At 64.4% G+C, this 13,261-nt stretch carries 11 protein-coding genes; 5 read left to right on the top strand and 6 right to left on the bottom strand.

The genetic code is table 11. From position 1 onward, the window contains the following. Window positions 1–4: 4 nt before the first annotated feature. The 3 genes from kdpA to AC3IR3_RS17025 all read right to left on the bottom strand — a co-directional run bounded on the left by kdpA (window position 5) and on the right by AC3IR3_RS17025 (window position 3,199). Window positions 5–1,723 carry a potassium-transporting ATPase subunit KdpA gene (gene kdpA, locus AC3IR3_RS17015; protein ID WP_489193857.1) on the bottom strand — a complete coding sequence of 573 codons (1,719 nt, stop codon included), beginning with the start codon at window positions 1,721–1,723 and terminating at the stop codon, window positions 5–7. Window positions 1,724–1,725: 2 nt separating this feature from the next. Next, window positions 1,726–1,815 carry a K(+)-transporting ATPase subunit F gene (gene kdpF / locus AC3IR3_RS17020; protein ID WP_489193858.1) on the bottom strand — a complete coding sequence of 30 codons (90 nt, stop codon included), beginning with the start codon at window positions 1,813–1,815 and terminating at the stop codon, window positions 1,726–1,728. Between the two features lie 202 nt (window positions 1,816–2,017). Next, entirely contained in the window at window positions 2,018–3,199 is a 1,182-nt protein-coding gene (locus AC3IR3_RS17025; protein WP_489193860.1) for an MFS transporter, read from the bottom strand. Window positions 3,200–3,325: 126 nt separating this feature from the next. Between AC3IR3_RS17025 and AC3IR3_RS17030 the strand changes: the two genes are divergently transcribed. Beyond that, the gene (locus tag AC3IR3_RS17030; protein WP_489193862.1) at window positions 3,326–4,324 is read left to right on the top strand and encodes a polyprenyl synthetase family protein; all 999 of its coding nucleotides are present in this window, start codon (window positions 3,326–3,328) and stop codon (window positions 4,322–4,324) included. A 45-nt stretch (window positions 4,325–4,369) separates the two neighbouring features. Here AC3IR3_RS17030 and AC3IR3_RS17035 read toward each other — a convergent pair whose 3' ends face one another. From AC3IR3_RS17035 to ubiH, 3 genes are all read right to left on the bottom strand, one after another. Continuing rightward, a complete protein-coding gene (locus AC3IR3_RS17035; protein ID WP_489193864.1) occupies window positions 4,370–5,152 on the bottom strand; it encodes a dienelactone hydrolase family protein in 783 nt (260 codons plus the stop codon). A gap of 89 nt (window positions 5,153–5,241) precedes the next feature. Then, on the bottom strand, window positions 5,242–6,453 hold the full coding sequence (locus AC3IR3_RS17040; protein ID WP_489193865.1) for an FAD-dependent oxidoreductase: 1,212 nt from the start codon (window positions 6,451–6,453) through the stop codon (window positions 5,242–5,244). Beyond that, the gene (ubiH, locus tag AC3IR3_RS17045) at window positions 6,450–7,658 is read right to left on the bottom strand and encodes a 2-octaprenyl-6-methoxyphenyl hydroxylase (protein WP_489196955.1); all 1,209 of its coding nucleotides are present in this window, start codon (window positions 7,656–7,658) and stop codon (window positions 6,450–6,452) included. Before ubiH ends, AC3IR3_RS17040 begins: the two co-directional genes overlap by 4 nt. 216 nt (window positions 7,659–7,874) lie before the next feature. Here ubiH and AC3IR3_RS17050 point away from each other — a divergent pair, with 216 nt between their 5' ends. The 4 genes from AC3IR3_RS17050 to AC3IR3_RS17065 all read left to right on the top strand — a co-directional run bounded on the left by AC3IR3_RS17050 (window position 7,875) and on the right by AC3IR3_RS17065 (window position 13,260). Continuing rightward, entirely contained in the window at window positions 7,875–8,474 is a 600-nt protein-coding gene (locus tag AC3IR3_RS17050; RefSeq protein WP_489193867.1) for a hypothetical protein, read from the top strand. A gap of 10 nt (window positions 8,475–8,484) precedes the next feature. After that, window positions 8,485–9,045: a cob(I)yrinic acid a,c-diamide adenosyltransferase gene (locus AC3IR3_RS17055; RefSeq protein ID WP_489193868.1), complete on the top strand. Its 561-nt coding sequence runs from the start codon at window positions 8,485–8,487 to the stop codon at window positions 9,043–9,045. A 223-nt stretch (window positions 9,046–9,268) separates the two neighbouring features. Further along, on the top strand, window positions 9,269–11,725 hold the full coding sequence (locus tag AC3IR3_RS17060) for an LPS-assembly protein LptD (protein WP_489193870.1): 2,457 nt from the start codon (window positions 9,269–9,271) through the stop codon (window positions 11,723–11,725). A gap of 143 nt (window positions 11,726–11,868) precedes the next feature. Continuing rightward, window positions 11,869–13,260, top strand: coding sequence for a peptidylprolyl isomerase (locus AC3IR3_RS17065; RefSeq protein WP_489193872.1), 1,392 nt, complete (start codon window positions 11,869–11,871; stop codon window positions 13,258–13,260). The last annotated feature ends 1 nt before the right edge of the window (window position 13,261 follow it).

Below are 13,261 nucleotides of genomic sequence, written 5' to 3' on the forward strand. Positions count from 1 at the left end.
GGGTTCACCGGATCGAAGGAGCTGCCAGACTCAGCCACTCGCCAATAGGGCCGAGGACCAGGACAGGCATAAAGGAAAGAAGCGCGAACAGCACGATCACCGCGAGCATCGCGAAGCCGAAGGTTGGCGTTTCGACACGCAGCGTGCCGTTGCCGGCAGGCGCCGCACGTTTTGAAGCAAGGCTTCCTGCGACAGCCAGCGGAATCAGAATCGCCGGGAAGCGGCCAAGGGCAAGCACGAAGAAACACGACATATCCCACCAGGCCGTACCGCTACTCAGTCCCGCGAATCCCGATCCGTTGTTCGCATAAGCGGAGGTGTACTCGTAGAACACCTGCGACAGTCCATGGAACGCGGGATTCGAATTGCCGGTAATCGATGGAACCGACAAGGCGATGGCCGTAAGCCCCAGCAACACGATCGGTTGCAGGACCAGCAACGCCGACAGCAGCTTGATCTCGCGCGTTTCGAGTTTTCGCCCGAATACTTCCGGCGTGCGTCCCGTCATCAGTCCGCAGACGAACGCCGTGATCCACATATAGATGATGAAACCCAGCAAGCCACAACCGATGCCACCCCATACCATGTTGATCAGCATCGCGGACATCGTCGCCAGGCCCGTACCCGGGTTCATCGAGTCGTGCATCGCATTGACCGAGCCGTTGTTGACCTGCGTGGTCAACGCCGCCCACAGCGCGGAATCGACCGGGCCGAGGCGCTGCTCTTTTCCTTCCATGTTCGGCGCGTCGGCCACGATGCCGTGCGCCGCCGCGTTCGGATGTTGCTCGGAAGTCACGGCAAGCGTTGTCAGGGCAATGCACAACGTACCCATCACCGCGAAGATCAGCGCCGTGAACCGACGCCTGCCCACGAACGCGCCCGCCATGAAGATGCATGCCATGGGCAGCAACGGAATAGCGACCACTTCGAGCATGTTCGAAAGCGGCGTCGGATTTTCCAACGGCACGGCACTGTTCGGACCGTACCAGCCGCCACCATTCGTACCCAGCTGTTTGATCGCGACCATCGGCGATACCGGGCCGACCGGAATGGTCTGCGACGCCATGCCTGCCGCACTGTCGACGGGCACGGCGTGATGTGCGCCACCGAACGTGGCCGGGACACCTTGCCAGGTAAGCGCCAGCGACAGGATCAGACAAAGTGGAAGAAGGATGCGCAGCGTTGCGCGCGTCATGTCGACCCAGTAATTGCCAAGGTCGCGTGGCTCGCCTTCGCGTGCCCGCGCGGCGTCAAGGCCGCCGACGATGCCACGCAACACGGCGACCAACGCAGCCAGTCCCATAACGGGACTAAGCATCTGCAACGTCACGATGCCGGTCATCTGCGCCAGGTACGACAACTGCGCCTGCCCCGAATAGTGCTGCTGATCGGTATTGGTCAGGAACGACATCGTCGTATGCAACGCCGTATGCCACGACATATTGGGTATGCCGTCCGGATTCAGCGGCAACCACGCCTGCGTCATGAATACCGTGAATGCCAGCACGAACAACGCGACGTTGCTGCCCAGGAACGCGGCGGCGTAACCGCGCCAGTCCATGCCACGGGCTGGATCGACGCGCAGCCACCGATAGATAAGCCGTTCGACGGGAGCGAACACGACGTCCAGGCGACTGGCGCGCCCTTGCATGACGACGGCCATATAGCGACCGAGCGGCCATGCCAGAAGCACCGCCAGACCGAATGCGATGAGAATTTCCATGCTCAGAACTTCTCGGGATGCAGCAGGGCGACAAGCAGGTAACCACCGAGCGCCAGAACGGCACCCAGCAGCACGATATCGATCACGGTCATGACGCTTGAAACTCCGGAAGGGATCACGGAGCAAAGTGTGGTCGCGGGTGGTGTAAAGGCTCTACGTGCGGGTCAGGCAGCTGCGTAAACGCAGCGTAAAAAGCCGTACTGACCTGCGCCCGGACTGGCGATGTGGACCGAAGCCGCGGATCCGGCGTACGCCGGAATTCGCGGCGACGACGCGTGGCAGGCGACAACGTGCCTATACGACACCAGCGATGCGTCGCGCACCTAGCAGAGTCAGTGGCAACCATACGAGCGTAAGCATCGCCGCCGTCACGAACACGCCGGCGACGCCGAGATGTCCCAGCGCAATGCCACCCACCGCACCACCGACGAACGCGCCGAAGAACTGACTCGTGGAATAGGCACCCATAGCCGCACCACGCAGATGCCCGGGCGCGAGTCGCGACACGAGGCTGGGCAGTGCCGCTTCGAGCAGGTTGAACGCGGAAAAGAACACGGTCGCGGCCACGCCCAACGCAAGGACCTGCGTACCCACCATCGACATACCCAGCAACGCCAGTCCAAGCGCGGCGATGCATCCGACGACAATACGCAGGCTCTGCCGGACGTCGCGCATGCGCGGAAGCACCGCCCCCATGACCAGCGCCGCGATGACCATCACCGGGAGGTAGAGCTCCCAGTGCCGCGCGACCGGCAGGTGCAGCACATCGCCCAACAGCAATGGGAGGCCGACGAAGCTCGCCGTCAGCAGGGCATGCAGGAAGAACACCGAACCATTGAGGACCAGCATGCGGCCATCGCCGAGCATGCTCAGGACGACCCGTGCCGTCGCAGCGGCCGGTGCCCGGACACGCTCGGGCGTCGGAACGAGCAGCCAGAGCATGGCGATAGCCAGCACCGCCAGGATCGACGTCGCGCCGAACAGCCCCCCCAGCCCGGCTACCGCCTCCAGCGGGGGACCGAGAATCAACGCCAGCAGAAAGGACAGGCCGATGGATACGCCGATGATTCCCATCACCTTGCCGCGGTTGTCCTCGGCGGTCAGATCGGCCGCCAGTGCGGTGCCCGCGCCCGCCACGGCGCCCATGCCCTGGAGCGCTCGGCCGAGCACGATGCCGTCCAGCGTCTGGGCCAGTGCCGCGACGACGCCACCGATGGCGAATACCGCCAGCCCCAGCGTGATCGCGGGTTTACGGCCGATCCGGTCGGACAACAGGCCCAGGGGAATCTGCAGCAGCATCTGCCCGATGCCGTAAACGCCGAGTGCCAGCCCGATAAGCAACGGCGTGGCCCCCGGCATGTGCCGGGCATAAAGCGAGAACACCGGAAGGATAAGGAACAGTCCGAACAGGCGCAGGCTGATCACGCAGGCAAGGGTCAGTGCGCTGCGGAGTTCGAGGGAACTGAGTTTGCTCACGCTTGGGATCGGGCGCCGGAACGGAAGGGATCGAGCCACGATTATACGGATGACGCCGCCGTCAACGGCGACATGACGGCCCAGACCCTATAATCTGCGCTGATTCGCCGCATACGAACGCTCTCCATGGATTCTCTCGCCGTAAGCCGTCAGCCAGTCGATTTCGCCCGCGTGCGCGCCCTTGCCGCCGGGGACATGGCCGAGGTCGATGCCCTGATCCGCCACCGGCTCTCGTCCGACGTGGTGCTGATCAACCAGATCGCCGACCACATCATCGCCAGCGGCGGAAAACGCCTGCGGCCGATGCTGCATACGCTGGCCGCGCGGGCAGCCGGATACAACGGGGGCGAACACGCGAAGCTCGCGGCCATTATCGAATTCATCCATACGTCCACCCTGCTCCACGACGACGTGGTGGACGAGTCGGACCTTCGGCGCGGACGCAAAACGGCCAACGCCCTGTGGGGCAATGCCGCCAGCGTGCTGGTCGGCGATTTTCTGTATTCCCGTTCGTTCCAGCTGATGGTCGAACTGGACGACATGCGCATCATGCGCATCCTGGCCGACACCACGAACACCATCGCCGAAGGCGAGGTGCTCCAGTTGCTGAACATCGGTAACGCCGATGTCGACGAAGCCGCCTATCTCGCCGTCATCGAACGCAAGACAGCGGTACTGTTCGCCGCCGCGACCGAACTCGGCGGCGTACTGGGCGGCCTGCCCGAAGATCAGATCGCCGCCCTGCGCCGCTACGGCATGGAGCTGGGTTACGCCTTCCAGATCGCCGACGATCTGCTGGATTATGTTTCCGACGCGGACACGCTGGGCAAGAATATCGGCGACGATCTGGCCGAGGGTAAGCCCACGCTGCCGCTGATTTACGCCATGCAGAAGGCAAGCGCGGAAGAAGTCCAGTCGCTGCGCCACGCGATCGAGCATGGCGGGCTGGATTCGCTGGACCGTATCATCGCGGCCATCCGCGACTCGGGCGCACTCGACCGCACGCACGAACGAGCCGTCCAGCACGCCGACGCGGCACGCGCCGCACTGGACGCGCTGCCACCTTCGGAATATCGCGATGCGCTGGCGACACTGGCCGACTATTCGGTCGAACGCCGCTTCTGATCGCGACTCTTGCAGGAGTCCGCTTGCGGGCTCCTGCAAATGCCGTTACTTCGCGAAAACCTCATTCAGGAACGTGTGCATCGCCGCATAGGCGCGCGTTGCGGTGCGTTCGTCGTAACGGCAATTACCCGGCTTGTTCGCCGCTTCTTTCTCCGTGAAGCAGTGGACCGCACCGCCGTAATCGACCAGACGCCAGTCAACCTTCGCATCGCGCATCTCCGACTCGAACGCGGCCTTCTGCTCGGCGGGCACGTTCGTATCGTCGGCACCGTTCAGCGCCAGCACCTTCGCCTTGATCTGTTTCGCCAGCGCCGGATCGTCGGTGCTCAGCAGACCGTGGAACGACACCACGCCCGCGATGTTCGCACCGCTGCGCGCGAGATCCAGGACAGCTGAACCACCGAAGCAGAAACCGATAGCCGCGAGACGGCCGGTATCGATGGGCGCGTTGCCCGCCTGCGCCTTCAGCTCGTCCAGCGCGCGAACGATACGATGGCGCATAAGCCCACGATCGGCGTAAAGCGGCTTCACCGCCGCCAGCGCCGTATCGTCTGAGGTCGGACGCACCGTACCGCCGTACATATCGGTCAACAGAATCACATAGTCCTTGCCGGCGATCATTTTCGCCTTGGCTACGGCCATGTCGTTCACACCGTACCAGTTGGGCACCATCACCAGACCGGGACGTTTGGCCGTGACCGCATCGTCATAGACGAGCACGCTCTTGAAGGTGGTGCCGTTCTCGGTCCACTCGACCGGCCGGCTGACCATTGCGGCCTGCGCCGCCCCCGTAAATCCAAGCAGTAGGAATAAGGCAAGACGACGCATCGACTTCTCCAGGGCAACGTATAGAAGCGCGCCAGCGCGCGGGAACCAACGAACACGGTGAAGCGAAATCCGGGAAAGAACTCAGCGCACTACAAACCCGCGGCATGCCGCCCGAGCAGGCGTTTCAGGGGTCCGGTTTTTTCAAGCAACCGCACACCCATGCCACGTGCCGCGACCAGTGGTGCGGCCTGCCATCCATAAACCCGTCCGAGCACATCGAAAGACAGCGCATCGAGCGTGTCGGCGCTGCGCCGGCGCCGGGCATAACGGCGCAGTACGTGCGACGCCGCGATGTCGCTGCCGGCGTCGCGCGCGGCAACCAGCACGTCGCGCAGTTCCGTCACATCGCGAAAACCGAGGTTCACACCCTGCCCCGCCAGCGGATGCACCGCATGGGCCGCATCGCCCAGAAGCACGAGCCGGCCAATTTCGTAGCGATCGGCAAGCTGCAGCCGGAGCGGAAAGGCGGCTCGGGCCGTCGTCGCTTCGATGGGCCCCAGCCGGAAATCGCTGGCCACGCCCAGGGCTTCGCAAAACGTCCGGTCGTCCATGGCGAGGACGCGTGCGGCCTCCACTTCCGGCAGCGACCAGACGATGGAACTGCGTCCGTCGGACAGAGGCAGGAACGCCAGCGGACCGCCGGGCAGGAAACGTTGCCATGCGGTCGCGTCATGCGGACGTGCCGTGCGCACATGAGCGACGATGCCGCGCTGTGCATAGTCGCGGCCGCGCGTACCGATACCCACCATCCCGCGCAGAGGCGACTGACTGCCATCGGCGGCGACGACCACACGCGCCGAAACGCATTGACCGTCCACCAGTTCCAGTTGCGCACGATCTTCCCGCATGGCGTAGCCGGAAACTTCGGCGGGGACGATCCGGCGTACGCCGGCGGCGTCGAGTGCGCGCCACAACGCGGTTTGCACGAGACTGTTTTCGACGATGAATCCGAGGACATCGCGACCTTCGTCGGCGGCGTCGAAATGGATCGTGGCGCCGTTCTCGCTATCCCATACGCACATACGCGCGTAAGCCGAAGCACGGGCCTCGCGTATCGCGGACCAGACGCCCAGTTCATCGAGCAGTCGGACCGACGAGGGCGCAAGGCCGACCACGCGCAGGTCGACTTCAGCCGAGGCGGTCCAGGGCGGGGGTTCGCGCACGTCGATCAACGCGGTCGAAAAGCCTGCGCGTGCGAGCGACAGCGCGGCGGCGGCGCCCACCATACCGCCGCCCACGACAGCGATATCCAGAAGACCGCCGCGACGACGCGACGATTCGTTGCTTATAGACACGTTCATGGCGTCGGCTCTCTGACCGCTGCCGGAGCGTACTCGCGAAAACCCATGCCACGCCGTGCCATGGCCCGACGCAGGGGCGGCACGCGGTCGAAGGCCAACATCGCCAGCGAGCGCAGCGGGCCGAGGAACGGCTGTTCGAGACAGGCGAGCCGGACCAGACCGTGACTCATCGCCATGGTGCCCTCGCGATCGCTCTCGCGACGCGACGCGTAGTCGGCAAGCAGACGCGGATCGCCCGGGTCGGACGCGCTGGCGACCAGCTCGGACAGCGTCAGTGCATCGCGCAGGCCCAGATTGAAACCCTGCGCCCCGATCGGGTGAACCGTTTGCGCAGCGTTGCCAATCACCACGGCGCGCGGCCCGGTCAGCGATTCGGCGGCGACGCGGCGGATATCGTACGGATGGCGCTTGCCCGGGCGCGAAAGCCGGCCCAGGCGCCATCCGAAACGATCCTGAGCAAGTGCGCCGAAAGCCGCGTCGTCCATCGCGGCGACGTCGCCGGCTTCGTGCGCGTCCACGGTAAGGACAAGCCCTAGCCTGCGCTCCGCCAGCGGGAGGACGGCGATGGGCCCTCGATCCGTGAATCGTTCGAAGGCGCGCCCGCGATGATCGCGCTCCGCCGTCATCGTGCAGACAAACAGCGTCTGTTCGTAGTCGTGGACACGCGTACCGATGCCGAGCTGGGCCCGTACCTCGGACTGCGTACCGTCGGCGGCGACCAGCAGGGGTGTCGAAAGGCGGCGTGGGCCATCGGGCGTTTCCACGGCGACGGACCATCCGCCTTCAAAGGCCTCGATGGCACCGACACGTCCGGGAGCGATACGCGTCAGGTGGCGGCAGGTGTCCAGCCGGCGAAGCAAGGCTTCGCCGAGCTCGCGGGCGGGCAGTGTCCAGCCCAGTGCATCGACGCCTTCCGCGGCGGCATTCATCCTGACGCTACCGAAATCGCCCGCGCGGCTGACATGAATATCGACGATGGGGGTCGCCCGTGGCGCCGCCAGTTCCCAGACGCCGATAGCGGTCAGGCCGTTCACGGTCGCGCGGGCAAGGGCGAGATTGCGTTCGTCGTAGCTGGGCTGAGCGCTGGTACGTGGCGCGGCCGCCTCGATAAGCACGGCCTCGCGGCCCGCGGCATCCAGCGCGATGGCAAGACTGGCGCCGACGAGGCCGCCGCCGACGATGATGATGGGATCGTTCGCGGTCATGATCGTCATGATACCGGCACCGGCTCTTTGTAGGAGCGCTCTCGAGCGCAATCCCCGAATGCGGGGTACGAACGATCTCCGCTGTCGGCCACCCGGCATCCCGCGTCCCTCGCTACCTCGTACGGCACGCTCCGCGGGGATCGCGCTTGAGAGCGCTCCTACAAAGGTCAGCGAGCCGCTGTAGACTAGGCGTCTGTCGCTTCCGGAGTTCGACCCATGGCATTGACGCAAAAGCACCGCGTCGGCATTTTCCTCGCGCTGGCCGCCGTGATGGCCGCCACGCGCATGAACCACTTCGGCGCGTTGCCCGATGCCTCGTGGGCCGTCTTCTTCCTGGGCGGCTTCTGGCTGCGTGGTTCCGCGCGCTGGGCCTTCCCACTGCTGATGGCCGAAGCCGTGCTGGTCGACTTCATCGTCATCACGAACCAGGGAATGGATTTCTGGAGCCATTACTGCGTCTCGGTGGCCTATTGGTTCCTGGTTCCGGCCTATTTCAGCATGTGGCTTGGCGGCGGCTGGCTGGCTCGCCACGTCCGTCCCCTGGATGCCAGGGCCTTCGGCTTGCTGGCCGGCAGCCTCGTGGCAGCCGTCAGCGTCTGCTACCTGATTTCCAACGGCAGCTTCTACTGGCTGAGCAACAGCGTTCCCCAGCCACGCGGCATGGGCGCCTGGATGGAAAACCTGGCCGACTGGTATCTGCCTTACCTGCGCACTTCCGCTATCTATGTCGCCATCGGCGCCGTCATGCATGTGCTGGTCGTGAAACTCACCGCCACCCTGCGCCATGACCAGGGCGCGGGCCGCCCGATCCACTGACGGGCGTTCCGTGGGCAATCGTCTTTCGAAGATCTACACCCGGACCGGGGACGACGGCAGCACCGGCCTCGGCGATGGCAGCCGGACCGGCAAGGACTCCTTGCGGGTCGCGGCCTATGGCACCGTCGACGAACTGAACAGCACGATCGGCATGGTGCTGGCCGCCGATGGCGTCGACGACGACGTCCGCGAGACGCTTGCCCAGGTCCAGCATGAATTGTTCGATCTGGGCGGCGAACTCTGCATTCCCGGCATGGCCATGGTGCAGGACGCCGATATCGACCGGCTGGAAAACGTGCTGGACGGCTTCAATGCCGACCTGCCGGCGCTCAAGGACTTCATCCTGCCCGGCGGCGGCATGGCCGCATCCTGCTGTCATCTGGCCCGGACCGTCTGCCGCCGCGCCGAACGCGATGTGGTCGCGCTCGGTCGCGTGGAAGAGGTCAGGCCGCAGGCCCAGCGTTACCTGAACCGCCTGTCGGACCTGCTCTTCGTCATCGCGCGGGTACTGGCCCGCCGCAGCGGACATGGCGAAGTGCTCTGGCAGCACGAGCGCCGCCCGCGCACCTGATTCGCCCTTGGGCGGCTCGATCGGCTTCAGGAAGCGAAACCATGAACGGCCGTTCGGCAACCGGACGGCGACAGACGGCATACTGCCCGGGTGTAAGCTCGGCCCGCCGCTGGGCATTCGTCTTTATCTATAAGGAACGTGTGTCATGGGGAATGTTTCGACGCGCCGTGGGGACAAGGATTCTGCTAGGTTAGCTGCCTTTCGAACGGAACAGACCGCGCCAGTGACGTCACGCAAAAGCATCCTGCCTCAACGCCGCCTGCTCGCGGTTGCCGCCGCCCTTTTCGTCTCGGGTATCGCCGCCGATGCGGTTCGCGCCGAAGACACGCCCGCGCCCACCGCGGCAAAGCGGGAAGCACCCGTCGCGTACTGCCCCCTCGGTTCCTTCGTGTGTACGCCGCGGCCGATCAACTACAACATGTGTCGCCCGAATGCGATGCTGGACTTCTACGATCCGACGATCACGAAGGACACCACGCTTCGCGATACCGCGGTCACGAACACGAACTCCATCTCGGTCGAAAGCACCGAACCGAACGTCTATCACATGATGGGCGGCGTACGACTCGAGCGCGCCGATCAGTTGCTGCGCGCCGACGACGTCCATTACAACGCGGACACCACGGCTTACGACGCGCAGGGCAACGTGCGTTACCAGGAAGCCGGCATGTTGATGTCGGCCGACCACCTGACCGGCACCACCAATCCGAACCAGGGCGAAGCCGACAACGTCCGCTATCAGATGCTGCAATCGCGCGGCAACGGCGTCGCGGCCCATGGCACGCTGCTGGACCCGATGCACAGCCGCATGCATCTGGCCAGCTATTCCACGTGCGATGTCGGCAGCCACATGTGGGAGTTCAGGGCGAAAGAAATTACGCTCAACAAGGACACGGGCGTCGGTACCGCGCGAAGCGGCGTCATGCGCTTCAAGAACATTCCCTTCATGTACCTGCCCTACTTCACCTTCCCGCTGGACGACCGCCGGAAGAGCGGCTTCCTGTACCCGACCTTTGGCAGTTCGAGCCATTCGGGCCTGTATTTGGGCGTGCCTTATTACCTGAACCTGGCACCGAACTACGATGCCACCGTCGAACCGCGCTACTACTCCGATCGCGGCTTCATGGCCGCCGGCGAGTTTCGTTATCTGTTCGCGCGGACCAACGGCACCATCAATCTGGAATACATGCCGCACGATAAAGGCCCGGACGACGACATCAGCGGCACCAGCGATCGCGGTGGCAGCAAACAGCGCTACCTGATCAAGTTCGCCAACTCGACGGTGATCGCACCGGGCTGGACCTTCGCAACGAGCATCAACCGCGCATCGGACAATCAGTATTTCCGCGACTTCAATAACGACATCTTCGGTGCCGCGACGGGGCTGCTTTCGTCGAACGCCTATATTTACGGCAACGGGAAATACTGGAACACGTCGTTCGGCGCCGATTCCTACCAGAATGTGGATGCGGGCCTGCCCAACTCTGTCGCACCATATAAACGTTGGCCGCGCGCCACCTTCAACGTCGACTATCCGATCAACCGGTGGCTGACGACGGGGATCGCGACCGAGGCCGTAGCCTTCCGCAAGAGCGACGCGTCCGATCGCCAGGTCGACGGCGACCGCCTCGATCTCTACCCCTTCCTGGCCGCCGATTTCCAGGGCGCGTCCTGGTTCGTCCGTCCGAAGCTCGCCTACCGCTATACGGGTTATCAGCTCACGAGCGATTACCAGCAATTTGGCTTCAACGAACGGAAACCCAGCCGTTCGGTGCCTATCGCCAGCGTCGACGCGGGCCTGATCTTCGATAAGCAAACCAACCTGTTCGGCACCACCTACACGCAGACGCTCGAGCCGCGTCTGTACTACCTGTATGTGCCTTACCGGGATCAGTCGAACCAGCCCATCTTCGATACGAATGCGATGTCGTTCGACTTCTGGCAGCTGTTCAGCCCGAACCGGTTCTCGGGCGCCGATCGCCAGATGGACGCGAACAACATCACCGCGGCGCTGACCACACGCCTGCTCGACGACGGCGGCGTGGAGCGCGTGTCGGCCAGCATCGGCCAGATTCGCTATCTGACCAATCAGCGCGTGCAGATGCCGGGGGTGCTTCCCACCGACTACAGCGGGTCCGACTACATCGCCCAGTTCGCCGTACAGCTGAACGACCTCTGGCGTGTCAACAGCTCGTACCAGTGGAATCCGAATACGTCGAAACAGGGCGTCCTCAACGAGCAGAACCAGATCATCTACGAAGGTCACGACACCGATCTGGCGACCGTCCAGGTCCAGCGCCGGATCAAGGGCGACGGCATTCTCAATTTCTCCTACCGCTATCGCCGCAACGTCATGGAACAATTCGACACCTCGGTGGTCTATCCGGTCTCGGAGCGCTGGCGCGCGCTGGCCCGTTGGGTCTTTGCCCGCCGGGATATCGTGCCGAACGTGGCTGGCAACCAGGTGTTCACATTCTCCAACCGGACGCTGGAAGCGGCCGTGGGCGTCGAGTACGACAGCTGCTGCGTGGCGTTTCGCCTGCTGGGTCGCCACTACGTGCGCGACTACACGCGGAGCACCACCAACGCGATCATGTTCGAGGTTGAATTCAAGGGCTTGGGCTCGCTCAGCCCGCAGACGGGGACCTATCTGCGGCGTGCTATCCTTGGCTATCAGTAAAGGGGATTTCGCATCCCTTTGAGACTCCGGACAAGGTCGTCGCGAACTGCGGCGGCCCGCCCGGTTTTCGATACGACGAGGCGGCGCATCGCGCCTCCAAGATGACTCACCGACACGCCCACTTGGGCTCCAGGCTCGATTCGATGAAGCAGATCCTCGCTTACTCCCTGCTCGCCGCCGCCCTGGCGGCTGCCGTTGCGCCCGCCGCCCGTGCCCAGCTGATCCAGCCGGCCACGCCCGCGGCCGCCACCGGCGTCGCTGCCAGCGGCACACCCGGCGGCAACGGCTCGCTCGACCGGATCGTGGCTGTCGTCGACGAGGAAGTCATCCTGCAAAGCGAACTCGACAACGCGATGAACGCCATCGTCCGTCAGTACGCCAGCAACCCGGGCCAGCTGCCGCCGCAGAACGTGCTGGCGCGCCAGGTGCTCGATCGCCTGATCCTCATGAAGCTCCAGGTCGCGAAAGCCAGCGACCAGGGCATCCGCGTCTCGGACGCCGACATCGACGCCGCCGCCGCCAACGTTGCGCAGCAGAACAAGATGACACCCGACCAGCTGCGCGCCGCCGTCGAACACGACGGCTACAGCTACGCCGCCTTCCGCCAGCAGTTGTCGGAGCAGATCACCGCCCAGAAGCTGCACGAGAGCGTGGTGCGCGACTCGGTCACCGTGACCGACGCCGAAGTGAACAACATGCTCAACAGTCCTGCGTACAAGGCAGGCGAAGTGCATCTGGCGCATATCCAGATCAGCACGCCCAGCGGCGGCGGCGCCGACGACATCGCGCAGGCCCAGAAAAAGGCCGAAGACGCTATCAATGCCGTCAAGGGCGGTATGGACTTCAATGCCGCGGCCATCCGTTTCTCCGACGCGCCGGACGCGCTCGAAGGTGGCGACCTGGGCTGGCGTCGTCTGGACGAAGTCCCGCCGGCGTTCGCCGATGCCGTGACCTCGCTCAAGCCGGGCGAAACGACTCCCGCACTGCGTGGCCCTACCGGCTTCCATATCCTGAAGCTGGTCGACACGCGCGCCCCGGGCAAGCAGATCGTCACCGAATATCACGCCCGCCAGATCCTCATCAAGCCGTCCGAAATCGTGACGCCGGAACAAGCCGAAAAGAAAGCCCAGGACCTCTACACCCGCCTCGTCGACAAGAAAGAAGACTTCGCGAAGCTCGCGAAGGACGAATCGAAGGACAACACCACCGCCAACGCCGGCGGCGACATGGGCTGGTTCCCGAAGGAAGCTTGGGGTTCGGCCATCGGTCAACAGATCGCCAGCCTGAAAGACAACGAAATCTCCCACCCCATCCAGACCGACGCCGGCTGGATCATCATGCAGCGCCTCGGCGCGCGTGACAGCGATCTCACCGACCAGCTCCAGCGCGATCAGGCACGCCAGTCCATCGGCAACCGCAAGGCCGACCAGGCGTACGAAAACTACCTGCGCGAAATGCGCTCATCGTCCTACGTGGACATCCGCGTGCCCGAACTCCGCGATACGGCCGATAGCCAGGCCTCCGCCGAGAAGTGAG

This window comes from Luteibacter sp. GL_149 (assembly GCF_057834065.1).

What these genes read in the sequence shown, in the direction of transcription:
- AC3IR3_RS17040 (WP_489193865.1), bottom strand. Translation starts at nt 6,453, where the DNA reads ATGAACGTGTCTATAAGCAACGAATCGTCGCGTCGTCGCGGCGGTCTT.
- AC3IR3_RS17030 (WP_489193862.1), top strand. Translation starts at nt 3,326, where the DNA reads ATGGATTCTCTCGCCGTAAGCCGTCAGCCAGTCGATTTCGCCCGCGTG.
- kdpA (WP_489193857.1), bottom strand. Translation starts at nt 1,723, where the DNA reads ATGGAAATTCTCATCGCATTCGGTCTGGCGGTGCTTCTGGCATGGCCG.
- AC3IR3_RS17050 (WP_489193867.1), top strand. Translation starts at nt 7,875, where the DNA reads ATGGCATTGACGCAAAAGCACCGCGTCGGCATTTTCCTCGCGCTGGCC.
- kdpF (WP_489193858.1), bottom strand. Translation starts at nt 1,815, where the DNA reads ATGACCGTGATCGATATCGTGCTGCTGGGTGCCGTTCTGGCGCTCGGT.
- AC3IR3_RS17035 (WP_489193864.1), bottom strand. Translation starts at nt 5,152, where the DNA reads ATGCGTCGTCTTGCCTTATTCCTACTGCTTGGATTTACGGGGGCGGCG.
- ubiH (WP_489196955.1), bottom strand. Translation starts at nt 7,658, where the DNA reads ATGACCGCGAACGATCCCATCATCATCGTCGGCGGCGGCCTCGTCGGC.
- AC3IR3_RS17065 (WP_489193872.1), top strand. Translation starts at nt 11,869, where the DNA reads ATGAAGCAGATCCTCGCTTACTCCCTGCTCGCCGCCGCCCTGGCGGCT.